The following is a 20,320-nucleotide window of genomic DNA, read 5'->3' as shown; positions in this document are numbered from 1 at the left end:
CCGAGGCCAGAGATCAATCAATGTCGCTTGTGCTCACCAGACCCGAAATATCGATGCCGCAAATGGCATTCATGACAGACGCCGCCCAGGAGATCCTGCAATTCGCGGCCGACTCCGTCGACGAAGGCTTCGAGACGGCGCTTGTCACCCTGGTCGAGATCCGTGGCGGTGCAGCGCGAGCGCTCGGTGCCCAGATGGCAGTTCGCCGGGACGGCCTTTACTGCGGCTACGTCTCGGGCGGATGTACGGAGGCGGCGGTCGCGGCGGAGGCCCTGCAGGCCATCGCTGGCGGCAATGACCGGTTCTTGCGCCTGGGGGAAGGGTCACGGTTCTTCGATATCGTCCTGCCTTGCGGCGGTGGTATCACGCTGGCAATCCATGTGCTCAGGGACAATCTCAGTCTGCGCAGCGTGCTGGAAGGCCTGAAATCTCGGCGTCGCATGGGGCTCAGGTACGATGCTGGCGCGCAGTCACTCGAGGTTGCAGCCTTTCCGGCCAAGGATGCCTGGGACGGAGAGCATTTGTCGAGAGGCTATCGTCCGCGTCCTCGCCTGTTGCTGAGCGGCAGGTCCATCGAGGCCGAGCGCACGGCCAAACTCGCAGCCTCCACCGGCTATGAGGTCGTCCGCCGGGAAGATGGTGCAAATTTGCTGGGCGGTGCGTTGCCCGACCACGATATGGCGGTTGTCCTCCTGCACCACGATCTCGATCTCGAACTGCCGGTCCTTCGTGCAGCGCTGGACGGAAATCCGTTTTACATTGGTGCCCTCGGCAGCAGCAAAACCCACGAGCGGCGCTCGGCGGCGCTGAAAGAGCTTGGATACGAGCAAGCTGCCATCGACCGGATCAAGGCGCCGATCGGCGTGATCGCCAAGGCCCGGGACGCCAATACGCTGGCACTCTCCGTACTCGGTGATGTCGCTGCTGCCTACGCGATCTCGCGCTGACTGGGCAAGTTTTTCCAATATCGGACTACGGGCCGAACCTCAGTTTGGGCAACCCGGGCGGCGGTCCGATTGGTTGGCGGGGCATGGCTTGCCCGACTGGTTGGTATCCTGGGGAAATCCTGCAGCGCCTGCGGTATCGCCAACGGATCCCAGCGTGTTGCCGACCGATCGGCCGAGGCGCTGAACCTGCTCACCATAGTTGCGCCGCGTGCGCGGATCGAACACGGCAATCGGCGCGCTGACGGCGACGCTTGCCGCATTGCCAACGGTGTTGGAAACACCGAGCGCCACGGCGCCGACGGCCTCGCCGAGACCGACATCGGAATCGGTGATGGTCTGCCCGGATATCAGCCGTTGGCCGATCAACTTGACCACGTCGGCGCTCTCGGCAAATTTGCCGTGGTTCAGGCTGTCGCCGGATTTTAGCTTGGTTAGGTCGATAACGCTGATACCGGCTTTTTCGAACTGGGTGCGGTAAGGCTCGGCATTGGCATCCACCTGGCCGAGACGATCGACATTGCCTGAAATGCGTCTGGACACGCTGAGTGCCCGGTCATCCTGGGATACGAACAGCGTGAAATGTGGCGGGTTCTTTCCCAGTGCGAGAAACTGCCGGCTGAAAACATCGACGTCGAGATCGGGAGAGGCAAGAATGACGTTCTTGATCTTCGGCAGTGTCCTGCCATCGCGGATCGCCATTTGACGAAGCGCTTCCACCGCCAGCCAGGTCCCCATCGAATGGGCCATCACGGTGACTTCGCTGATCGACGGATCGGCGCTGATCCGCCGCAGCAGATCCTCCAGCGCGTCGCGAGAATAGTTGGTGCTTTCCTTGTCGTAGTTATAATCGAAAATGCTGGCGCGTGATGGCCATGTGAAGACAACAGGAACGACATCTGCGCCGGAATCGTGGACGATCTGTGCGAAGCGATAGACGGCATCCTCGTAGCGATTGTTGAATCCATGCACGAAGACAAGCGCGCGATGGCTTTTCGTAAGATTCTGCTTCAACCAGCGTTCGTCTTCCGCCTTCGAGACGAGGGGCACGACATTGACGGTCGAGAAATCCTTGAGCGGATTGGCAGGCAGGCGCGCCGGCCATTGTACCTGGCCAACCGTGCGGTTGGCTTCGGGCGGAATGGAGACGGTGATCGCATCGATCTTCAGGTCGCTGCCGCGCTCGCCGCTGAACAGGATGGCCTTGTCGTCAGACGGCGCTCTCGTGGTTGCTGCCAGCAGGCGGACCTGCGAGGTGCCCCTGACGACTGTGCCGCTCGGCGTCATGACTCCGATCAGGCGCCCACCGCAGCCGGAAAGCAGCAACAGGGTCGCCACGATTGCCAAAGGACGCATAATAGCCACGCATGCGCAGGCTGCTTTACGACCTGGCTGTCCCACACTTGCCACCAATGATATGTCCCGCCGCTCTAATTTAGCCCCTCATACATTTCCGGCCGTCCGGGTTCCAGACTTTTCCGTAAAAGAAAGCAAATGAGACTGAGCAGCCGTGTGGAACCGACGCCGCTTTGTGGATATCCAGAAGCGAAGCGTCGGGCATACGAAGCCGCAGCAAACGGCTTCTCCGGCCTCTAGATGCCGATGAAAGGCTGGATGAAACGCAGGATGCGACTGGTAAACCGCAGGGGGGCTTCCGTGATGGCAAGGCAGATGCAGTCTTCCCCCGGCGTTGCCGCCGGCTGATGCGTCAGTTCGTCGTCGGCGAGCTCCACGTCGCCGCGGTTGAAGACGGAAACCGAATCACCAAAGCTGCCGGCCAGCACCAGCGTCAGTTCCCGGCCGCGATGTCCATGTTCGGGAACGGGCTTGCCGGCCGGTATCTTCAGGAGCCTGACGATGGTGCTCGGGTCGGATGTCGGTATCTTCATCTGCGATGCGCCGCTGCCGAGCGAGCGCCACTTCAGTCCGCCAGCGGCATCCACGTAGGAGAGCAGCGGCTGCGGAAGCAGCGGATCCGAGCGTCTCGGCGCGGGCACCGACGGTTGCTCGGGAATTTCCATGCGCTTCTTCATGTCTTCCCAGGCGACCGGTTCGGCGGGCGTGACTTCCTCGCACTCGAGAAAATATCCGCCTATCGTCTCGAACTCGGCCAGGCGCTCGCGACAGCCGGGGCAGAACGACAGATGCGTCGCGACCCCGATGTTCCATCCCTCCGACAGCGTTCCCGCAGCATGGGACATCAGCAGTTCGTCACCGAGGTGATGCACGACGATCAATCGTCCTTGAGTATGTTGCGCAGCTTCAGACATGCATTCCTTATCCTTGATTTAACAGTCCCGATGGGGATGCCCAGCGAAGCGGCAATTGCCGGATGCGCCATGTCCTCGAAGAAAGACATCTTCAGCGCCTTGATTTCGTCCGGCTTCAGCGAGGCCATCGCCCGCCTGAGCCTGTCGGCATCCTGCTCCTTGTCGAACGCGACATCGGCGGCAGGCGTATCGTCGGGAACGAAGGCCGGGTCGTTCGGGTCGAAATCCGGTCGGGGCCCACGACGCAACGCATCGATGCGAACGTTTCGGGCGATCGTGTAAATCCAGGTCGAGGCAGCGCCCCTTTCCGGATCGAACTGGTTGGCTTTTCGCCACACGGACAACATGGCTTCCTGCGCCATTTCTTCAGCCATGATGCGATCGCCGCCGATCTTGAACATATAGGAGCGGACCTTCGGTACGAAATACTTGTACAGCATCTCGTACGAATCCACGTCCCGATGCTCGGCGACCGCTGCCATCAGTTCGTTGATGCGCTTGCGGTCGAGTGCGGCTTGTGTTTCTGCCAAAGGCAGGACCTTCCTAAACGGCGGTGCCGTCCGCCCCATCCCCATACTGGCGGCCGACACGGGAAGCGAGACAGATTGGGCGGGCTCCGATATTGTCATAGCCGATATACGCCATTTATCAAAAGACGGATCATAGGCGTCGTTGTGCCGACCGACGGCCATGATTACCAGCAGGGACCGAGAACGTAGTGCAGCAGCATGATGTCGTAGGCGAACGACACGACCAGCGTCACCCAGAGGCGCAGCTTCCAGTACCATCGCTGCTCCGGGTTGCCGGCATAGACGCGGTAATCGGCAAAAAGCAGCAGTCCAAAGACAGCAAGCTGGGTCACCAGCGCGACAGGCGATAGCGAAAAGACGGCGGTCGCGAAGGAGGCGAGCGCCAGCACGTTGCTGGAGAGAAGCAGGGCGATGTCCGCCTTGCCATTCTGGGCACGTCCCCAGAGGGCTCCCGCCATGAACGAACTGATGATGGCGCCGTAGGTGACGAAGACGGAGGCGGAGTTCAATCCGGCGATGGTCTCCGGGGCGAGCGCGAAGAACCAGAACGGCAAGGCGCCCGCAAAGGCAAGCGCTGTCGATACCTTGCGTAAAACGCCGTTCACTCCGCCGCTCCCATGACTGCGCCCAAGGCATCGCCGAGGCCGGCTGCGCTCAGAAATGCGGCTTCCACCCTCCCCGCGATGCACCAGTCGCCGCAAGCGGCAAGCTGCGAATCCTTGTCGAGCAGATAAGGCTCGCCAGCCGGACGTTCGACATTTGCATATCGCCAGCGATGAACGATGGCGGTATCGGCCTCTCCTGCATCGATCTGCACGTAGTGCCGTATCGCCTCGATCAACGCCTGCCTGACCTTTTCGAGGGGCATATCCATGTTGAGGTCAGCCCAGACCGCGTTGGAATTGACCACCAGGCAGGGCGAAGCCGGGCGGCCCGGCTTGCTGTTGTTGAGCGAGATCCAGTTGATGACGGGATCGTCGACATGGGCTGCGGCGAAAGGGATCCGTGCTCTCTGCTTCATATCGATATTGACCATCAGCGTGAAACATCCGTTCATCCGGACATGGCCGAGCTTGTCGTGATGAGCGAACCTCGCCGGAAGCATGAGGGCGGACTGCGGGGCCGGTGCTGTGGCAATCACCCAGTCGAAGGGGCCTTCCGTCCGGTCGCGGATGTTGACGAACCATCGGCCGGGTTCGCCGGTGATCGCGCCGACAGTGCTCTCCGGCTGGATATCGAGGCCGACGGACATCGATTTCGGCAACGCGTTCATCGAAGGGGTGCCGACATATCTGACGGTGTCCGACTTCGGTCTTTCCAGCAGGCCGTCCTCTGTCAGAGAAACCACATGGCCGTTCCAGGGTTCGACCACGCCGTTCGCGCGCGCTGTTTCCAGTGCATCGTGGAAACGGTCATTCCTGATCGTGAAGTACTGTGCGCCGTGGTCGTAGGAGACGGCATCGATCCATCTGGTTGCCATCCGGCCGCCGACGCCGTGGCTCTTCTCGAACACACGCACGGATGCGACCTCGGAAATGGCTTTGGCCAACGTCAGTCCCGCCATTCCCGCGCCGATGATGCCAACTCGTGGTCGTATTGCCATATGGTTTCCGGTTTGCTGGACCTGCAGTCTTGCTTGGTGGCTCTGTCAGGTCGGATGGGCAGGTCGGTCTCGGTCTGTCAGGCGTCGCATTCCGCGTATCGGAAATCGTTTGCCGCAAGCCGCCTGATACGGCCCTCCGCGATGAAGCGTTCGACCAGGATGCGCTCCGCATCGAAAGGATGTCCGTTCCATCCCTTGTGGTCAAAACCTGCCAGGATGACCCTATCGTCCGGGCCTGCGGCTTCTTCCATCACATAGGCGAGTGCCATCAGTCCGGAACTCGGCACGATGTAGCTGCCCGACATGATGCGCTGTAACTCGACGTCGATCCGGTCGTGGTGATGGCGCGGTATGATCTCGAAGCTCTTCCCGGTCATGGCCGCGAACCGTGCGAATTCCGCCGTGTAGTCGTCGCAGAAGTCTTCCAGACCGGGATCCAGCTTCGGTTTCAGCTCCGCGAATTTGTGATAGTCGCGCACGCACCAGATGGCGGAGGCTGAGGCGACCGCCGGGAGCTCGCGCCACGAGGCGCTGCGGATCATGCCCAGCGCGGGCCGCCCGGTGTTGCAGACTGCAACCACGTCTGTGCGCATACCGCCCTCGCCGACCGAACGGCAGTCGTTGAAGCGTATTACCAGGTCGCACGAGTCGATCACGCCAGCATGGGCGCTGGCGAACGAGCCGTTTCCAACAATTGCGATCCTGCGTGACACAAATCCACCCGTCGAATTTTCAGCCAATACGGTGCCATTGCCCGACCGGATCAAAGCACAGCTTTGAACGGTTCGAAATCTGTCGATTGATCTGAAGCCTGGAAGTTCCCGTACGCAACGTCGTTTATGAATTTGGAGAATAGCAATGGATGCCATGCTCGCCAATGCCGACCTCGCCGCCTTCGAGCGCCCCTCGCAACAGGAGGCAGAGGCCGCAGTCAGGACGCTGATCCGCTGGGCTGGCGAAGACCCGACGCGCGAAGGCCTGCTGGACACCCCGAAGCGCGTCGCCAAGGCCTATCGCGAACTGTTCGCCGGGTATGACATGGAACCGGAAGACGTCCTGTCACGGACATTCTCCGAAGTGGCCGGCTACAACGACATGGTAATCGTCAAGGACATCACGTTCCACTCCCACTGCGAACACCACATGGTACCTTTCCATGGCGTGGCCCACATCGCCTATGTGCCCGACAAGGGCGTGCTCGGCCTTTCCAAGATGGCGCGTCTCGTCGATGTCTATGCCCGACGCCTACAGACACAGGAAACCATGACGGCCCAGATCGCCACGGCGCTGGACGAAAGCCTGCGGCCGAAGGGCGTGGCTGTCATGATCGAGGCGGAACATATGTGCATGGCCATGCGCGGCGTTGCAAAACAGGGTGCGAAGACTTTGACGACGCGCTTTACGGGAACGTTTGAAATGTCGGCGGCGGACCAGGCGCGCTTCATCACGCTCGCAAGAGGATAAGCGCTGGAGGGATGAGATGGAGGGGTATATGTCGGACGCATTGATGACATCGCTCGATGTCGGCTACAGAGCCCTGGTGATCGGCGCCAGCGGCGGCATTGGTGGAGCCCTTGCTGGACAGCTGGCCGATGACGGAAATTGCGAAAAGCTGGTGCTGCTGTCACGCCGGACCGACGGGTTCGACATCACGGACGAGGCCTCTGTCAAGCGCGCCGCCGAAGCGCTTGCACCCCAGGCGTTCGATATCATCCTGTGTGCGACCGGGGCTTTGACCATCGACGGTGCGGGTCCGGAAAAATCGATCCGGCATATCTCGCAGGATGCGATGATGGCGCAGTTTGCCGTCAATGCCGCAGGTCCGGCGATCGTCCTCAAGCATTTCGTGCCGCTCCTTGCCAAGCGAAAGAGGGTCATCATGGCGTTCCTGTCGGCGAGGGTGGGCTCGATCGGCGACAACGGTCTTGGCGGGTGGATCTCCTATCGCTCGGCAAAGGCTGCCCTCAACCAGATCGTTCACACCGCCGCCATCGAGGTGGCGCGCAGCTCTCCTTTGGCGACCGTCGTCACCATCCATCCCGGCACCGTCATGACCGGCCTGTCCGATCCCTTTTCGTCCGGTCATCCCCGCACCGAACCGGACGACGCCGCACACCAGATCCTGCGAACGCTGGATGGCCTTCAGCCACACGACACCGGCAAATTCTTTGCCTACGACGGTACGACCATTCCGTGGTGAAGCCCGCCGCTTTAGCCCGCCGGCCATGATCTGAAAGCCGAACCGGCCGTATACCATGCATGATCAAGATTTTTTACGATGGCGCGTGCGGCATGTGCTCGCGGGAAATCAACCACTACCGCAAGGTTGCTCCCGCTGGCGTTTTCGACTGGGTAGACGTCATGAAGGACGGAACTGCTCTGGAAAACGAGAATGTGTCGCTCGCCGATGCGCTGATGGAGCTGCACGGCAAGGACGACAATGGCCGCATGCATGTCGGCGTCGATGCCTTCCTGCTGATCTGGCGGCACATACCGCGGTGGCGGACCGCTGCGAAGATTGCAAGCTTCCCGCCCATCAATGCGGCCTTGAGGGCGATATATCCGATCTTTGCAAAATGGCGGTTTGCGAGGCTCGCCCATTGCCAGGTCGCAGCGAAATCCTGAGGGCAGACGTCGATTTCCGTCGGCCCTTCTGAATGCGTGACGTGATCATCCGGCAGGCATCTCCTGCCCAATGCCCATTCCTGTGGGGGAGAATGCGATGAGTTATCTAGCTGCAAATTTCGAAGGCGTGTCGGGCGATAGTGACGCCGCGCCCCTCTCCCTCCTCATCGTCGATGACGACAGCGTTTTCGGCCACAGGCTCGGAAAAGCATTCTCGGATCGGGGCTTCGACGTGGAAGTGTGCGAGACCGTAGACCATGCATTGGGCCTCGTGGGTAAAAGACATCTCGACATCGTCATCACAGATCTCAGGATCGGTGAAAAAAGCGGTCTTACTGTGATCGAAGCGGTGAACACGCTGTCGAAGAACACCAAGACGCTGGTTTTGACAGGCTACGGAAATATCCATTCCGCAGTGGTAGCCGTGAAGCTCGGGGCGACCGAATATCTCAGCAAGCCTGCGGATGCCGACGAGATCCTCGAGGTGCTGGGCTTTGTCGACAAGTCGGCAAGCGAGCCGAATACGGCGCTGAAGCCACCGGATCTCGTTCGCTGGGAACACATCGTCAGCATTTTCGAGGCGACCGGCGGGAACATGTCGGAGTCAGCAAGGTTGCTCAACATGCATCGCCGCACACTGCAGCGAATGCTGGCGCGTGGCGGACCCGGTCCCACGGACTGAAGTCCATCTCGCCCACAATACGTCAGTAAGTTTCGCTTGCTGCCTGCATCGTGCAGACAGATCACACGAGGAAGACAAGATATGGCCAATATCAAGCTTTGGGGCTTCGACGGCTCCACCTACGTTCGCACCGTAAAGATGCTTCTCGCGGAAAAGGGCGTCACCGATTTCGAGCAGATCCCGCTCAACGTCCTGAAGGGAGAGCCAAAGTCGCCGGAGCATCTGAAGCGCCACCCGTTCGGCAAGGTTCCCGTGCTCGAGCATGACGGCATTACGATCCTGGAGACTGCGGCGATCACGCGCTATCTCGATGACGTCCTGCCGGGCAAATCGCTTGTTCCGGCGAACGCCAAGGATCGCGCCCGCATGGACATGGCCGTCGGCATCATCGATTCCTACGGCTACGGAGCGCTTCTCGGTGGCATCGCGGCCTACCACCTGTTTCCGGATTTCGTCGGCGGCAAGAATGAAGACAGCCGCAAAGAGGGAATCGCGAATGGCCGCAAGGTGCTCGAATTCATCATGACGACACGAGCCGGCGACACGTTCATCGCGGGCAACGAGCTCAGCCTCGCAGACCTGTACCTAGCGCCGATAGCCTTCTACATCTCCCTGACCCCCGACAAGAGCGTCCTTTTCGACGTTCCGGGCTTCAGCGACTGGTGGACGGCTATCCAGGCCCTGCCGAGCTACAAGGCCACCCAGCCCAATCTTGGCTGATATCTTCGCTGTTAGATCGACGTCTCCCCTACGCCCGGTAAACGGCGGCGGGGAGGCGCAGAATGGCCCGTAGGCCGGTCGGCGATGCCGGCTCCAGCACCAGTGATCCGCCATAGAGCCCGGCCATTTCAGTCACACTGGTCAGCCCGAAGCCGTCTCCCGGAACGCGCTCGTCCTCCCGGACACCGGGCAACAACACTGCCTTTATGCGCTCCTGCGGGATACCGGGTCCGTCATCCTCGAAGGTGATACGAACAAAGGCGCCGTCTCTGACGGCAACAGCGGTAACGCGCGACGATGCCCATTTGAAGGCGTTGTCCATCAGGTTTCCCAGCATTTCCTCGACATCGCTTTCCTCGCAGGCGACAGCTAGCCCGTTCGTCACGTCCGCCTTGAACGCGATGCCGCGTTCGGCGTGGATCAGGCTGATGGCGCCGTGGATGTCGGCTAGGGACTTTGCAACCTCTGTTCGCGCTACCGTCCCAGATGACGCCATGACCCGCCTGGCGGAGCTCAGGTGATGCTTGATGCGGTTATCGATGCGCAAGGCGAGGTCTCGGAGTGCACCGTCAGGATCATTGCGACCGTCGAGCGCCAGCAAAAGGCTTGCGACCGGTGTCTTGAGGCCATGCGCGAGGTTTGCAAACTGGATACGGGTGGCCGCCAGCCTTTCGGCGTTCGCTTGGATCAGCGCATTGGTTTTCGAGGCGAGCGGGGCCAGTTCGACGGTGGCCTCGTCCTGGAGTCGCGACTGTTCCCCGCGGTTGATGGCGTCGATGCCGGCTGCCATGGACTTCAGCGGGCGCAGGCCAAAGCGGATCTGCCAGAGCGTGCCGGCCAGCAGCACCACGCCCAAAAGCAGCATGCAGGGCACGAGCCAAAACAGCGCGCGCACGGCGGGATCGACCAACGCACCCTCTGGCGCTGTCACGGTGATCAGCACCATCTCGCCGTCGATATCGCGCGAGCTCTGGCGAAGATAGAGTTTGCGGCCGTTTTGCCTGCCTTCCCCGGGTGTCGGCATGGCCGTCAGCATGTGGAGAAAGTCCTGGCGCGGGGGCGGCGCATCGATCGTGCCATCCAGAAGCGAATGCGATGCAAGGCGTTGGCCAGTGCCCTCCACCTGCCAGTACCAGCCGGAACCCGGGCGATCGAATGGCGGCGCATCGAGGATGGTCGACAACTCAAGCCGTCCGTCCGGCCCGTGTGTCACTGCGGAGGCGAGCGCGCCGATCTGTGTGTCGAGGCGTTGATCGATCTGCTCGCGGATGACGGCATTCAGTGCCAGCCACAGGATTGCGGACGCGACCACAAGCGCCAGCGTCACGAAGATACCCGAAAATATCAGCAGTCTGCCGGCTATCGATTTCGGTCGCGCGGGGAAAAATAGCTTCATGGCATCGCCGCGGCGGTCAGCATGTAGCCCCGCCCACGCACCGTCTCAATGAGGTCTGGCCCGAGCTTCTTGCGCAGCCTGCCGATGATGACCTCGATGGAGTTCGAATCCACTTCGGCATCCCCGTCATAGACCCGTTCGTTCAGTTCCCGCCGGTCGACGACTGTCTCCTTGCGCAGCATCAGGCAGGACAGTACCCGCCATTCCAGCGCCGTGAGCTTCAGAGGCAGGCCATCCAGCTCGAACGTGCCAAGTTGGGCATCGAAGACGAGGCCGCCACAGCTGACGCGCGACGCGGCGTGACCGGTGGCGCGCCGCACAAGGGCGCGAAGCCTGAGCACGAGTTCCTCGATCTTGAAGGGCTTGCCTAGGAAATCGTCGGCTCCCGCCTTGAAGCTCGAAACCTTGTCCGGCCATCCGTCACGAGCGGTAAGCACGAGCACGGGAAGATTGCGTTCGCTCTCCCGCCAACCCTTGAGGACGGTCACGCCATCGATCTTCGGCAGCCCGAGGTCGAGGACTGCGGCGTCGAACATCTCGGTCAGGCCGGCATGCAAGGCATCTTCACCGTTGCGGGCAATATCCACCACGAAATTTTCCGACCTGAGTGCCGCAGCGATGCGGCCGCTGAGGTCGTCGTCGTCTTCAACGAGCAGTACGCGCATGAGGTGACTTTCGGCTGCAAAATGATCGCCCAGTCCTAGCGAAATTGCCTGAACTGAATCTGAACCGCGAGGTTCAGCCGTGTGATGGCACATAGGGCCTAGATTGCGGTTGTCACTTACAAAGGAGCACCAAGATGACGATTGATCACGACAGCAGCGAGCGTCCCGGCAAGGGCGGCGCCCACGTTCCTCCGCACGAGCGCCGCCGCCACTGGATCGTCTTCCCGGCGATCGCGATTGCGCTTGCAGTCGGTGCTGCAGGCGGTGCTGGCGCGATGCGGATGGTTCGTCCGACGGCGGAAATGGCGCCGATGACGCCGATTTCCATCGCGACGATGCCGGCTTCCAGCCTGGTCACCATCAAGGGCACCGTTACCGAGATCTACGGCAACAAGTTCATCCTGCAGGATACCAGCGGCAAGGCCCTGGTCGAGACCGGACCGGCCGGCGACGGCGGCGATCTCGTCAAGCAGAATGAAGCGGTCACAGTTCAGGGCCGCTTCGACCAGGGCTTCGTTCGCGCGAGCTTCCTGGTCGACAAGGACGGGAAGACTGAAGCGCTGCGCGCGCCCGGTCCTCCACCGCACGGGCCATTCGGCGATCTGATCCACAGACCGGGTCCATGATCACTCCAGCAATCCCGATTGACCCATCCTCAACCTCACAGAAAGTCGATACGATGAGAAAATATGTTCTGTCTGCAATCGCGTTCGCTGCCCTGGCAGGAACCGCCTTCGCCCAGCAGCCACCGGCCCCGCCTCCGCCCGGCGGCCCCGCGCCTGTGGTCGATCCCGGCGCACCGCCCCCGCCGCCGCCTGCGCCTCCAATGCGCGGTGGTCCCGGTGGCCCTGGTGGCCCTGATGGCGGCCCGGATCGCATGGGTCCTCCTCCCGGCGGACCGGATGGCGACATGGGACCTCGCGGCCATCGCCCACCCCCGCCACCACCGCCGTCCAAGGCTGCGCACTTCCATATCGACCACGGTGATACCCGGATCGACGTAAAATGCGCCGATGACGAACCGATGAAGGTTTGCTCGGACACGCTGATGCAGCTGATGGATCGCCTCAACGGTCCTGCCGCCCAGCCAGTCCGCCCTCCGGTCCAGTAAGCCAGCCGTAAATGCAGCCGCGCGCAGAAATGTGCGCGGCTGTCGTAGTGGAGAGCCTCGACCATGCACTGATCTGTGCAATTTGCCGCATTGAGCTCGCCAGCGTAATGACGTACCACCGTTACGGTCGATGTGGTGGGCGATATGAGGACGGTTTCTTCCGACATAAGGCAATGGACGGTGCGCCTGCTGTGCGCGCTGGCCGTCGTGTTTGTCGGCTTCGGTGCGCAGCCGGCCATTTCAAGCCCCGATCAACTGACCCCGGCAGAACTCGCCCAGTATCGCCTGCCCGATGGCACCTTGCCGATCTTCTGCATCACCTATCGCGACGCAGATGGAAAGGCGCATGGCGAAGTCCATATTCCCGGATGCTACCTTTGCCAGACCGCTCCGGCCGCACTTCTGCCGGCAGCACCCGTTTTCGACTACGGCCACCTCCCCTTCGTCTTCGCCCGCCTGGCGGCGCCTCTCTCGGTCGCCTTTCACCGCCGGCTCTATCCTCCGAACAGCGGCCCCCGCGCCCCACCACTTCTGTCGATCGTTGCCTGAGCCTGCGTTGCGGCCTGAGCTGTGACGCGTTCTGTCAACGGCGGCCGTATGATCGTGGGCGGAGAGCCCGCAAGGCTGCGGGAGAATGCCATTTGCAGGTTGCCTGTCGCGTATCGGACTGCTCGTTCCGGACGCCGCAGCGGGTCTGCACAAGGCGATGACCTCAACGGTCATTTCCTCCCCCGCACGAGATCATCTGCGTCGTCGCGATCCCCAGGGGGAATTCCATGTCTGCTTTTGCAGCGGCCGACCCGTCGGCTCCGTCTACTACCCATGTTTCGCTCTACCGGGCCATCTGGCGCTGGCATTTTTTCGCCGGCCTGCTGGTCATCCCGTTCATGCTCAATCTGGCGATCACCGGATCGCTCTACCTTTTCAAGGATGAGATCGCCGATACGTTCTACGCGCATCGCCATATCGTCAACGATTTAGGGCCGATGCAGTCGCCGCAGCAGATCGTCGATGTCGCGGTGGGGAGCATTCCGGGCGCCAAAGTGACCAACTACCGGGAGGCTGCATCTGCGACCCGCTCGGCCGAGGTCACCGTGGCAAAGGACGGCGTGTCCACCATCGTCTACGTCAATCCGCACAATGGCGCTGTCCTTGGCAAGGTCGATTCCAAGGAGGAGTTCGGTTGGGTCGTCAAGCGGATCCACAGTCTCGAATATTTCGGCGAATGGACAAACCGGATCATCGAGATCGTCGCCGGTTTCGCGCTGGTGCTGGTCGTCACCGGCATTTACCTCTGGTGGCCGCGACAACAGACGGGCGGCGTCCTGACAGTCCGTGGGAAACCGTCACGGCGGGTTTTTTGGCGCGACCTTCATGCTGTCACCGGGGCCATCGCCGGCATCGTCATTTTCTTCCTCGCCTTCAGCGGGCTGCCCTGGTCCGGCTACTGGGGCGCCAATGTCAACGCCTGGCTGACCGCCCATGACCTCGGCGCGCCGGCAGCGCTCTGGGACAACGTTCCGGTCTCGACCAAGGTGACGCAGGACGTCGTCGCGCGGGCCGGATGGGTCGTTGAAAACGCACCTGTGCCGCTCTCCGACATCGCCGCAGCCCAGGCTGTGAAACCCATCGGCCTCGACAGGGCTGTGGAGATCATACACGGGCTGGGGATGGTTCGGGGTGCCGACCTCGCCATTCCTTCGACCGACACCGGCGTCTATACGGCAAGCCACTATTTCGGCGATCTCGGCAAGGAACGCACAGTCCACATCGACCAGTATTCGGGAAAGCCGCTCGTCGATCTTTCCTACGACCAGTACCCGGCGCTGGGCCGCGCGATCGAGTGGGGCATCAACCTCCACCAGGGCCAGCAATGGGGATTGTTCAACCAGCTCGTGATGCTGGCGACCTGCATTGCGATCGTGCTTTCCTGCGTCACCGGCGTCGCAATGTGGTGGAAGCGGCGACCGGCAGGGCGTCTCGGCGTGCCACCGATGCCACAAGACAAATCCGTCTATCTCGGCCTCTGGCTGATCGCCATCGTCTTCGGCGTCCTCTTTCCCCTGACCGGCCTTGCCATCGTTGCCATGGTTGTTATCGACCAGGTCGTCATCCGCTTCATTCCCGCCATAAGCCGGGTCTTCCAGTCGGGAGTTTCGTCATGAGCAGAATAATCGCAGCCGCTCTCTTCGCCTTGGCGGCGATGTTTTCGACGCCGGGCTTTGCGGCCGATACGATCAGGATCGACAACGCCCAAGCACGCGCCATGCTGCCGGGCGCAAAGGTCGGAGGCGGCTATCTCGCGATCACCAATACCGGCCCGCAAAACGACACCCTGGTTTCGGTGACCTCCCCCCGTGCCAGCAGCGTCCAGCTGCACCAGATGAGTATCGACAATGGGATCATGATCATGCGCGAGCTGCGCGATGGCATCGAGATCCCGGCCGGGAAGACCATCCTGTTCAAGCCGGGCGCCTACCACCTGATGTTCATGGATGTCCGTGAACCCTTCAAACGCGGCGAAACAATCACCGCGACGTTGACTTTCGCCAAGGCGGGCGCCGTCGAGGTCGCCTTTGACGTCGGCAGTGCGGGCGGTGACATGAGCGCCCCGGCTGCTGGTGCCGAACAGGCCGGGGACGATCACACCATGCCTGGCATGGAGGTGGGAAAGACGGATATGGGCGGAATGGATATGCCGGGCATGTCGATGGATCCGAAGCAGGAGATCCGGCAGACGATGCGCAAGCAGTTCGAGACGCCAGAGAAGCCGCTGACGACGGACCTCATCATTGTCCGGAACGACTGGGCCATTGCCGCCTGGCAGCAGGATGGACGTGGCGGTAGGGTGTTGCTGAGGAAAGGTCCACATGGGTTCGAAGCGCTGCTCTGCAGCGGCGACAGTCTCAAGGACCCGGCAGTGCTCGAAACTCTCGGCGTCGATGTGGCTGATGCGAGGGCGCTAACCAACGAGTTGGCGACGGCCGAGCGCTCGCTCGATCCAGCAACGGTTGCGCTGTTTGCGAGCTTCGCCGGAACAGTGATGCTGGATAAGGCTGCCGGTGGGCATGCCGATCACGCGGGGCATTCAAAATGAGGCCCCGCACCCTTTTGCTGAGCGCGTCGATAGCCGCAGGCATGTTCGTATCCTGCCTCGTTGGCTCGCTGGTCTGGCTTTACGCGTCCGAACCACGCAGTGGGCCCTTCGACGCGTCGTTTTCGTTGAGCGACGATCGCGGGCGTCCAGTCGACAAGAGCGTTTTCCATGGCCGCCCGGCCCTTGTCTATTTCGGATATACCAATTGCCCCGAGGTGTGCCCGACGATGCTCCTCGAGGTTACGGACTGGCTCCAGACGTTCGGTCCCGAGGGCAAGGATCTCGCGGCCTACTTCTTCTCTGTCGATCCCGAGCGCGACACGCCAGCCATCATGCACGATTATGTCTCCGCTTTCGGCGATCGTATCGTCGGTGTGACTGGCAGGCCTGAGGAAATGCGCAAGGTCATGGACGGGTGGATGATCCGCGCTGAAAAAGTGCCGAGCGAGGATGGCAACTACCATATGAGCCATACCATCACTCTGCTGATGATTGGCGCCGATGGACGGCTGAAGGGCTTGATCCCCTATGGAACGGATCGGGAGGCGGCGATTTCCAAGATAAGGGCCGTGCTCCTGAAGAAAGGGCTCGGGTCCGCATGACCTCTTCAGGGGGAAATTCAGGTCTCGGTGGATCTTCCGCCGAGACCGTGAATTTCGCCTGCTACAGCCTCGAAGACCGGCTTGGAAAACAGGTATCCCTGCATCAGCTCAACCCCCAGATCCTCCAGCACCGTCTGTTCGGCACGGGTTTCGATACCTTCGCAGAGGGGAGTTATGCCCATATCCTTCAGCATCGCAACGGTGTGGCGAACGATAGTCTGCTTGGCTTTATGGCTGTCGATATTCCGAACCAGTTCCATGTCCAGCTTGACGATATCGGGCTGGAATTTCGATAGTAGGCCCAGGCCGGCGTGACCTGCGCCGAAATCGTCGACCGCCGTCTTGAAGCCGATTTCACGGTAGGTTTCGAGGATGCCGAGAATGTGCTTGGTGTCGAGTTCCTCGACTTCGGTGAACTCGAAAATGATGTGGTCTGCCGGGAACCCGGTTTTCAAAGCAGTTGCCAAGGTGAGCCGAATGCAGGCGCGTGGCTCGTAGACGGCGTTCGGCATGAAGTTGATGGACAGACGCGGCCGGTTCTGTTGCGGGAACACTTTCGCTGCCAGTTCGATAGCCTTCACCCTGCACTGCTGGTCGAACGCATAGCGGGTTTCGGCGTCCACCGAGGAAAGGACAGTGGCTGCTCCCTCGCCGTTGACGCCGCGCACCAATGCTTCGTGGGCGTAGACGGTTCCATCTGTAATATTGACTATCGGCTGCAATGCCATCGAGAAATCAAAGGGAAACTTCTGGCCGTCGTTGCAGCCCTGGCATCGCGTGGTCATCACTGGTTCCTCCGGTCGGCTCTAAACGTCTATTCCAGAAATAAGTTCGGTCACTGGAAATTCAAAGCGTACGCCGGATTTGCTACAGCCAGTCTCGCCTGATCAGGTCGTCGTTGATGTAGAATTGCTGAAACGTCCACCCTGCTGTTGCGAGTTCTCGTTCTCTCCACCGGCGCTAGCGCCGTTCGACACTGCGGCCCAGGATCTTTCTACGGCCGCTATCAGTGCCTCGGCATGATAGGGCTTGCCGACAACAACGGCACCGATTTCGCTCTTCACGCTTGAGGGATCGCCCGTTGCAAAGACGATCGCCGCCGACGGTCGCACGGAACGCGCGCGCTTCGCCAAGTCGGCGCCTGACGCCCCTGGCAGGTTGACGTCGGTAACCAGCACGTCGAAGGGGACTGTCTCCAGGGCAGCCATGGCCTCCTCGGCGCTGCCTGCCTCGACAACGATGCAGCCGGCGTTCTTCAACGCTTCGCCGGTGCTGACACGGATCAGGTTGTCATCTTCCACCAGAAGAACCGTCAGCCGCGTCGTGATCGATGCGCTCGATGCCGGCGCTTCCAGAGACGGGTTCGAGGCGGGTCCGCTTTCCGCGGGCTTCAATCTCTGGCTTCGGTTGGCGAGTACGTGGCGGAACTTGCGGGCCATTGCCTCGCGTGTGTAGGGCTTGGAAAGCAGCTCGATTCCGGCGTCGAGCTTTCCGCCATGGACGATCGAGTTTTCGGTATAGCCGGACGTGAACAGGATGGCGATATCAGGCAGGCGTTCCCGAGCCTTGCGGGCAAGTTCAGGACTTTTCAGGGTGCCGGGCATGACGACGTCTGTGAACAGGATGTCGATCGGTATGCCACTCTCGATCACGCTCAGGGCGCTTGCCGCATCGATCGCTTTCAGCACGCGATAGCCAAGGTCGGTGAGCAGGTTGACGACGGTGTCGCGCACGGCATCGTCATCCTCGACAACCAGCACCGTCTCCGTGCCACCGGTGATCGGACCGGTATCGACGGCGACTTCCATATCTTCGGACTGCATCGCGCGTGGCAGGTAGAGCTTGATCGTCGTGCCCTCGCCGACCTCGGAGTATATCTTGACGTGGCCGCCCGACTGCTTGACGAAACCGTAGACCATCGACAGGCCCAGACCCGAACCCTTGCCTTCTGCCTTGGTGGAGAAGAACGGCTCGAACACCTTGTCGATGATATCTGGCGACATTCCGGTACCCGTGTCGCTGACCGCAAGCATGACATACTGGCCGGGCGTGACTTCGTCGTGCTCCAGCGCATAGCTGTCGTCGAGATGGGCGTTGGCGAGCTCGATTGTCAGCTTGCCGCGACCTGCCATCGCATCGCGGGCGTTGATGGCGAGATTGAGAAGCGCATTTTCGACCTGCGCGGGATCGATGAAGGTGTTCCAGAGCCCACCGGTCACGACGGTCTCCACCTCGATTGCCTCGCCGATAGCCCTTCGCAGCATGTCGTCCATGCCGCGCACGAAGCGGCTGATATTGACGACCTTCGGCTCGAGCGCCTGCCGGCGTCCGAAGGCCAGAAGCTGGCTCGCAAGCTTCGAGCCGCGGGATACGCCCGCCATGGCGTTGGCCACTCGGGTTTCGGCCCTCGGGTTGCCGGCGATATCCCTTGCAAGCAGCTGAAGGTTACCGGAGACGACCTGCAGCAGGTTGTTGAAATCGTGGGCCACGCCGCCGGTCAGCTTGCCGACGGTCTCCATCTTTTGCGCCTGGGCGAGCTTCGCCTCGGCGGCGCGTCGTTCGCCGATCTCGGCAACGACCCGCGCTTCCAGATTCTCGTTGACCTGTCGCAGCTGCTCCTCGGCGCGTTCGCGATGGCGGACCTGCCGCGACAGCACCTCGGCCTGTTCGCGAAGCGCTGCTTCGGCCGCTCGCTGATGGGTGATATCGGTGTGGACGCCGACCCATTCGACGATGTCGCCGGATGCGTCGAGGATCGGCAGGCCACGGATGGCAAACTGACGCCAGGAACCGTCGTGGCGGCGCACCCGGTGCTCGTGAATGAACATGCTCTTGGTCGCCACGGCCTCTTTCCAGGCTTCTACGGTCGCAGCCGCGTCGTCGGGATGGACGGCATTCGACCAGCCGTAGCCCTGATATTCTTCCGCGGTCTGGCCGGTCAGCTTGGACCAGCCATGCTGCTCCCCGATCATCCGGCCATCGGCGCTGTTGGTCCAAAGCACGCCGTGCACAGCGTCCATCGCGTAGCGGAAGCGCTTGTTGCTGACAGCGAGATCGGTTTCACGCTGCGCGCGTTCCTCGACGTCGATGCCAAGAATGTGGACCCCGAGGACGGCGCCATCTGCTCCGAAATGTGGGACATAGCGGATCTCGATGCGGCGCAGGGCGCCACCGTTATAGGCAAGTTGCGCTTCGGACGCGAAAGTCTCGCCGGCGAGGCCACGAACGATTGATTGGCGGCGATCTGCATAGGCCTTTTCGCCGATGACATCGCTTACATGCCGGCCGACCATGCTTTGGGGATCGACCCCGAACCAATCGCGGTAGGTGCCGTTGGCAAATCGATAGATATGATCCTGATCGACGTAGGAAATCAGCATGGGCACGGCGTCGGTGACGCTGCGCAGCTCGGCTTCCCTCTCCGCCAGTCGCGTTTCGGCCAGGAGCCGCGCGCTGTTGTCGACGATGGTGCACATGACCCCGCCCACATGGCCGTCCGCGTCATACACAGGTGTGTAGAAGAGATCGAGAAACATGGTCTGCGGGCCGTCAGGCCGATTGAACACGATAGGCTGATCGCGATGCGTCACGATTTCGCCGCGCAGACCCGCTTCGAGAATGGAACGGTTCCAATCCCATACTTCGGGAAATGCCACGGCAACGGGTGTTCCTAAGGCTGAAGGGTGGCGCTCGCCGGCAATCTCCCGGTAGGCGTCGTTATAGAGCATGACGTGGTGGCGGCCCCACATGAGGACTTTTGCCACGGGCGAATTGACGATGTTGGCAACGGTCGTCCGCATCTCCGTGCTCCATCCTTCGATGGGGCCGAGAAGGCTCTTGTTCCAGTCCATGCTCCGGATCAGCGCGCCGCATTCGCCGCCGCCCTTGGGCCAATCCCTGACAGATGAAGTCGCAGGCACTGCTGCACCGTCGCGCAGCCTGCACAAGGCGGCGCGAACCACTTCACTGGCGTTGGCATAGTCACCCGTAGCCAGGCTTTCATGAATGAAAGCTTCCAGCTCGGGGGTCAGCGAGACGTTACGAGATTGACGTGGGGCCATGACTCCTCCTGACA

General features: G+C 61.4%; 22 protein-coding genes. 12 read left to right on the top strand and 10 right to left on the bottom strand.

Going from position 1 to position 20,320, the window contains the following annotated elements; all coding sequences use genetic code 11:
• Positions 1-62 precede the first annotated feature (62 nt).
• Positions 63-947 (top strand): XdhC family protein, encoded by an 885-nt coding sequence (locus J5278_RS28955; protein WP_280636346.1) that lies wholly within the window; start codon positions 63-65, stop codon positions 945-947.
• 39 nt (positions 948-986) lie between these two features.
• Here the strand turns inward: J5278_RS28955 and J5278_RS28950 are convergent, their stop codons facing one another.
• The 6 genes from J5278_RS28950 to J5278_RS28925 all read right to left on the bottom strand — a co-directional run bounded on the left by J5278_RS28950 (position 987) and on the right by J5278_RS28925 (position 6,060).
• Positions 987-2,300, bottom strand: a complete 1,314-nt coding sequence (locus J5278_RS28950) for an alpha/beta hydrolase (RefSeq protein ID WP_209185518.1) — start codon at positions 2,298-2,300, stop codon at positions 987-989.
• Positions 2,301-2,536: 236 nt separating this feature from the next.
• Positions 2,537-3,214, bottom strand: coding sequence for a ChrR family anti-sigma-E factor (locus tag J5278_RS28945; protein ID WP_247749364.1), 678 nt, complete (start codon positions 3,212-3,214; stop codon positions 2,537-2,539).
• Positions 3,178-3,744 carry a sigma-70 family RNA polymerase sigma factor gene (locus J5278_RS28940; RefSeq protein WP_224128004.1) on the bottom strand — a complete coding sequence of 189 codons (567 nt, stop codon included), beginning with the start codon at positions 3,742-3,744 and terminating at the stop codon, positions 3,178-3,180. Before J5278_RS28940 ends, J5278_RS28945 begins: the two co-directional genes overlap by 37 nt.
• Before the next feature lie 164 nt (positions 3,745-3,908).
• On the bottom strand, positions 3,909-4,349 hold the full coding sequence (locus J5278_RS28935) for a DUF3429 domain-containing protein (RefSeq protein ID WP_161990949.1): 441 nt from the start codon (positions 4,347-4,349) through the stop codon (positions 3,909-3,911).
• Positions 4,346-5,347 carry an NAD(P)/FAD-dependent oxidoreductase gene (locus tag J5278_RS28930; protein WP_142829376.1) on the bottom strand — a complete coding sequence of 334 codons (1,002 nt, stop codon included), beginning with the start codon at positions 5,345-5,347 and terminating at the stop codon, positions 4,346-4,348. The genes J5278_RS28935 and J5278_RS28930 overlap by 4 nt, the downstream gene beginning before the upstream one ends.
• A 77-nt stretch (positions 5,348-5,424) precedes the next feature.
• Positions 5,425-6,060 carry a Urease operon accessory protein gene (locus J5278_RS28925; RefSeq protein WP_209185517.1) on the bottom strand — a complete coding sequence of 212 codons (636 nt, stop codon included), beginning with the start codon at positions 6,058-6,060 and terminating at the stop codon, positions 5,425-5,427.
• A 145-nt stretch (positions 6,061-6,205) separates the two neighbouring features.
• Between J5278_RS28925 and folE the strand changes: the two genes are divergently transcribed.
• From folE to J5278_RS28900, 5 genes are all read left to right on the top strand, one after another.
• Positions 6,206-6,811 carry a GTP cyclohydrolase I FolE gene (gene folE / locus J5278_RS28920; protein ID WP_142829374.1) on the top strand — a complete coding sequence of 202 codons (606 nt, stop codon included), beginning with the start codon at positions 6,206-6,208 and terminating at the stop codon, positions 6,809-6,811.
• Positions 6,812-6,839: 28 nt separating this feature from the next.
• Entirely contained in the window at positions 6,840-7,547 is a 708-nt protein-coding gene (locus tag J5278_RS28915; RefSeq protein ID WP_247749365.1) for an SDR family NAD(P)-dependent oxidoreductase, read from the top strand.
• Between the two features lie 59 nt (positions 7,548-7,606).
• Positions 7,607-7,972 carry a thiol-disulfide oxidoreductase DCC family protein gene (locus J5278_RS28910; RefSeq protein ID WP_209185516.1) on the top strand — a complete coding sequence of 122 codons (366 nt, stop codon included), beginning with the start codon at positions 7,607-7,609 and terminating at the stop codon, positions 7,970-7,972.
• Between the two features lie 97 nt (positions 7,973-8,069).
• On the top strand, positions 8,070-8,654 hold the full coding sequence (locus J5278_RS28905) for a response regulator (RefSeq protein WP_209185515.1): 585 nt from the start codon (positions 8,070-8,072) through the stop codon (positions 8,652-8,654).
• Positions 8,655-8,735: 81 nt separating this feature from the next.
• Positions 8,736-9,374, top strand: a complete 639-nt coding sequence (locus J5278_RS28900; protein ID WP_209188076.1) for a glutathione S-transferase family protein — start codon at positions 8,736-8,738, stop codon at positions 9,372-9,374.
• A gap of 28 nt (positions 9,375-9,402) precedes the next feature.
• Here the strand turns inward: J5278_RS28900 and J5278_RS28895 are convergent, their stop codons facing one another.
• Positions 9,403-10,770, bottom strand: coding sequence for a HAMP domain-containing sensor histidine kinase (locus J5278_RS28895; protein WP_209185513.1), 1,368 nt, complete (start codon positions 10,768-10,770; stop codon positions 9,403-9,405).
• A complete protein-coding gene (locus tag J5278_RS28890) occupies positions 10,767-11,435 on the bottom strand; it encodes a response regulator transcription factor (protein WP_209185512.1) in 669 nt (222 codons plus the stop codon). The genes J5278_RS28895 and J5278_RS28890 overlap by 4 nt, the downstream gene beginning before the upstream one ends.
• 134 nt (positions 11,436-11,569) lie before the next feature.
• On the opposite strand from J5278_RS28890, the gene J5278_RS28885 reads away from it, so the two are divergent.
• From J5278_RS28885 to J5278_RS28860, 6 genes are all read left to right on the top strand, one after another.
• Complete coding sequence (locus J5278_RS28885) at positions 11,570-12,061, top strand: hypothetical protein (RefSeq protein WP_209185511.1); 492 nt, start codon at positions 11,570-11,572, stop codon at positions 12,059-12,061.
• A 53-nt stretch (positions 12,062-12,114) separates the two neighbouring features.
• The gene (locus J5278_RS28880) at positions 12,115-12,546 is read left to right on the top strand and encodes a hypothetical protein (RefSeq protein ID WP_209185510.1); all 432 of its coding nucleotides are present in this window, start codon (positions 12,115-12,117) and stop codon (positions 12,544-12,546) included.
• Between the two features lie 144 nt (positions 12,547-12,690).
• Positions 12,691-13,095 (top strand): hypothetical protein, encoded by a 405-nt coding sequence (locus J5278_RS28875; RefSeq protein WP_142829358.1) that lies wholly within the window; start codon positions 12,691-12,693, stop codon positions 13,093-13,095.
• 227 nt (positions 13,096-13,322) lie between these two features.
• Positions 13,323-14,711, top strand: a complete 1,389-nt coding sequence (locus tag J5278_RS28870; protein ID WP_209185509.1) for a PepSY domain-containing protein — start codon at positions 13,323-13,325, stop codon at positions 14,709-14,711.
• The gene (locus J5278_RS28865) at positions 14,708-15,643 is read left to right on the top strand and encodes a copper uptake system-associated protein (RefSeq protein ID WP_209185508.1); all 936 of its coding nucleotides are present in this window, start codon (positions 14,708-14,710) and stop codon (positions 15,641-15,643) included. The genes J5278_RS28870 and J5278_RS28865 overlap by 4 nt, the downstream gene beginning before the upstream one ends.
• Positions 15,640-16,245, top strand: a complete 606-nt coding sequence (locus J5278_RS28860) for an SCO family protein (RefSeq protein WP_209185507.1) — start codon at positions 15,640-15,642, stop codon at positions 16,243-16,245. The genes J5278_RS28865 and J5278_RS28860 overlap by 4 nt, the downstream gene beginning before the upstream one ends.
• 17 nt (positions 16,246-16,262) lie before the next feature.
• Here the strand turns inward: J5278_RS28860 and J5278_RS28855 are convergent, their stop codons facing one another.
• Positions 16,263-17,030 carry an EAL domain-containing protein gene (locus J5278_RS28855; RefSeq protein ID WP_209185506.1) on the bottom strand — a complete coding sequence of 256 codons (768 nt, stop codon included), beginning with the start codon at positions 17,028-17,030 and terminating at the stop codon, positions 16,263-16,265.
• A gap of 102 nt (positions 17,031-17,132) precedes the next feature.
• Entirely contained in the window at positions 17,133-20,306 is a 3,174-nt protein-coding gene (locus J5278_RS28850) for a PAS domain-containing protein (protein WP_209185505.1), read from the bottom strand.
• Positions 20,307-20,320 lie beyond the last annotated feature (14 nt).

The organism is Rhizobium sp. B21/90 (assembly GCF_019355815.1).
GTDB lineage: Bacteria > Pseudomonadota > Alphaproteobacteria > Rhizobiales > Rhizobiaceae > Rhizobium > Rhizobium rhododendri.
This window is presented reverse-complemented; position numbering and strand designations above follow the sequence as displayed.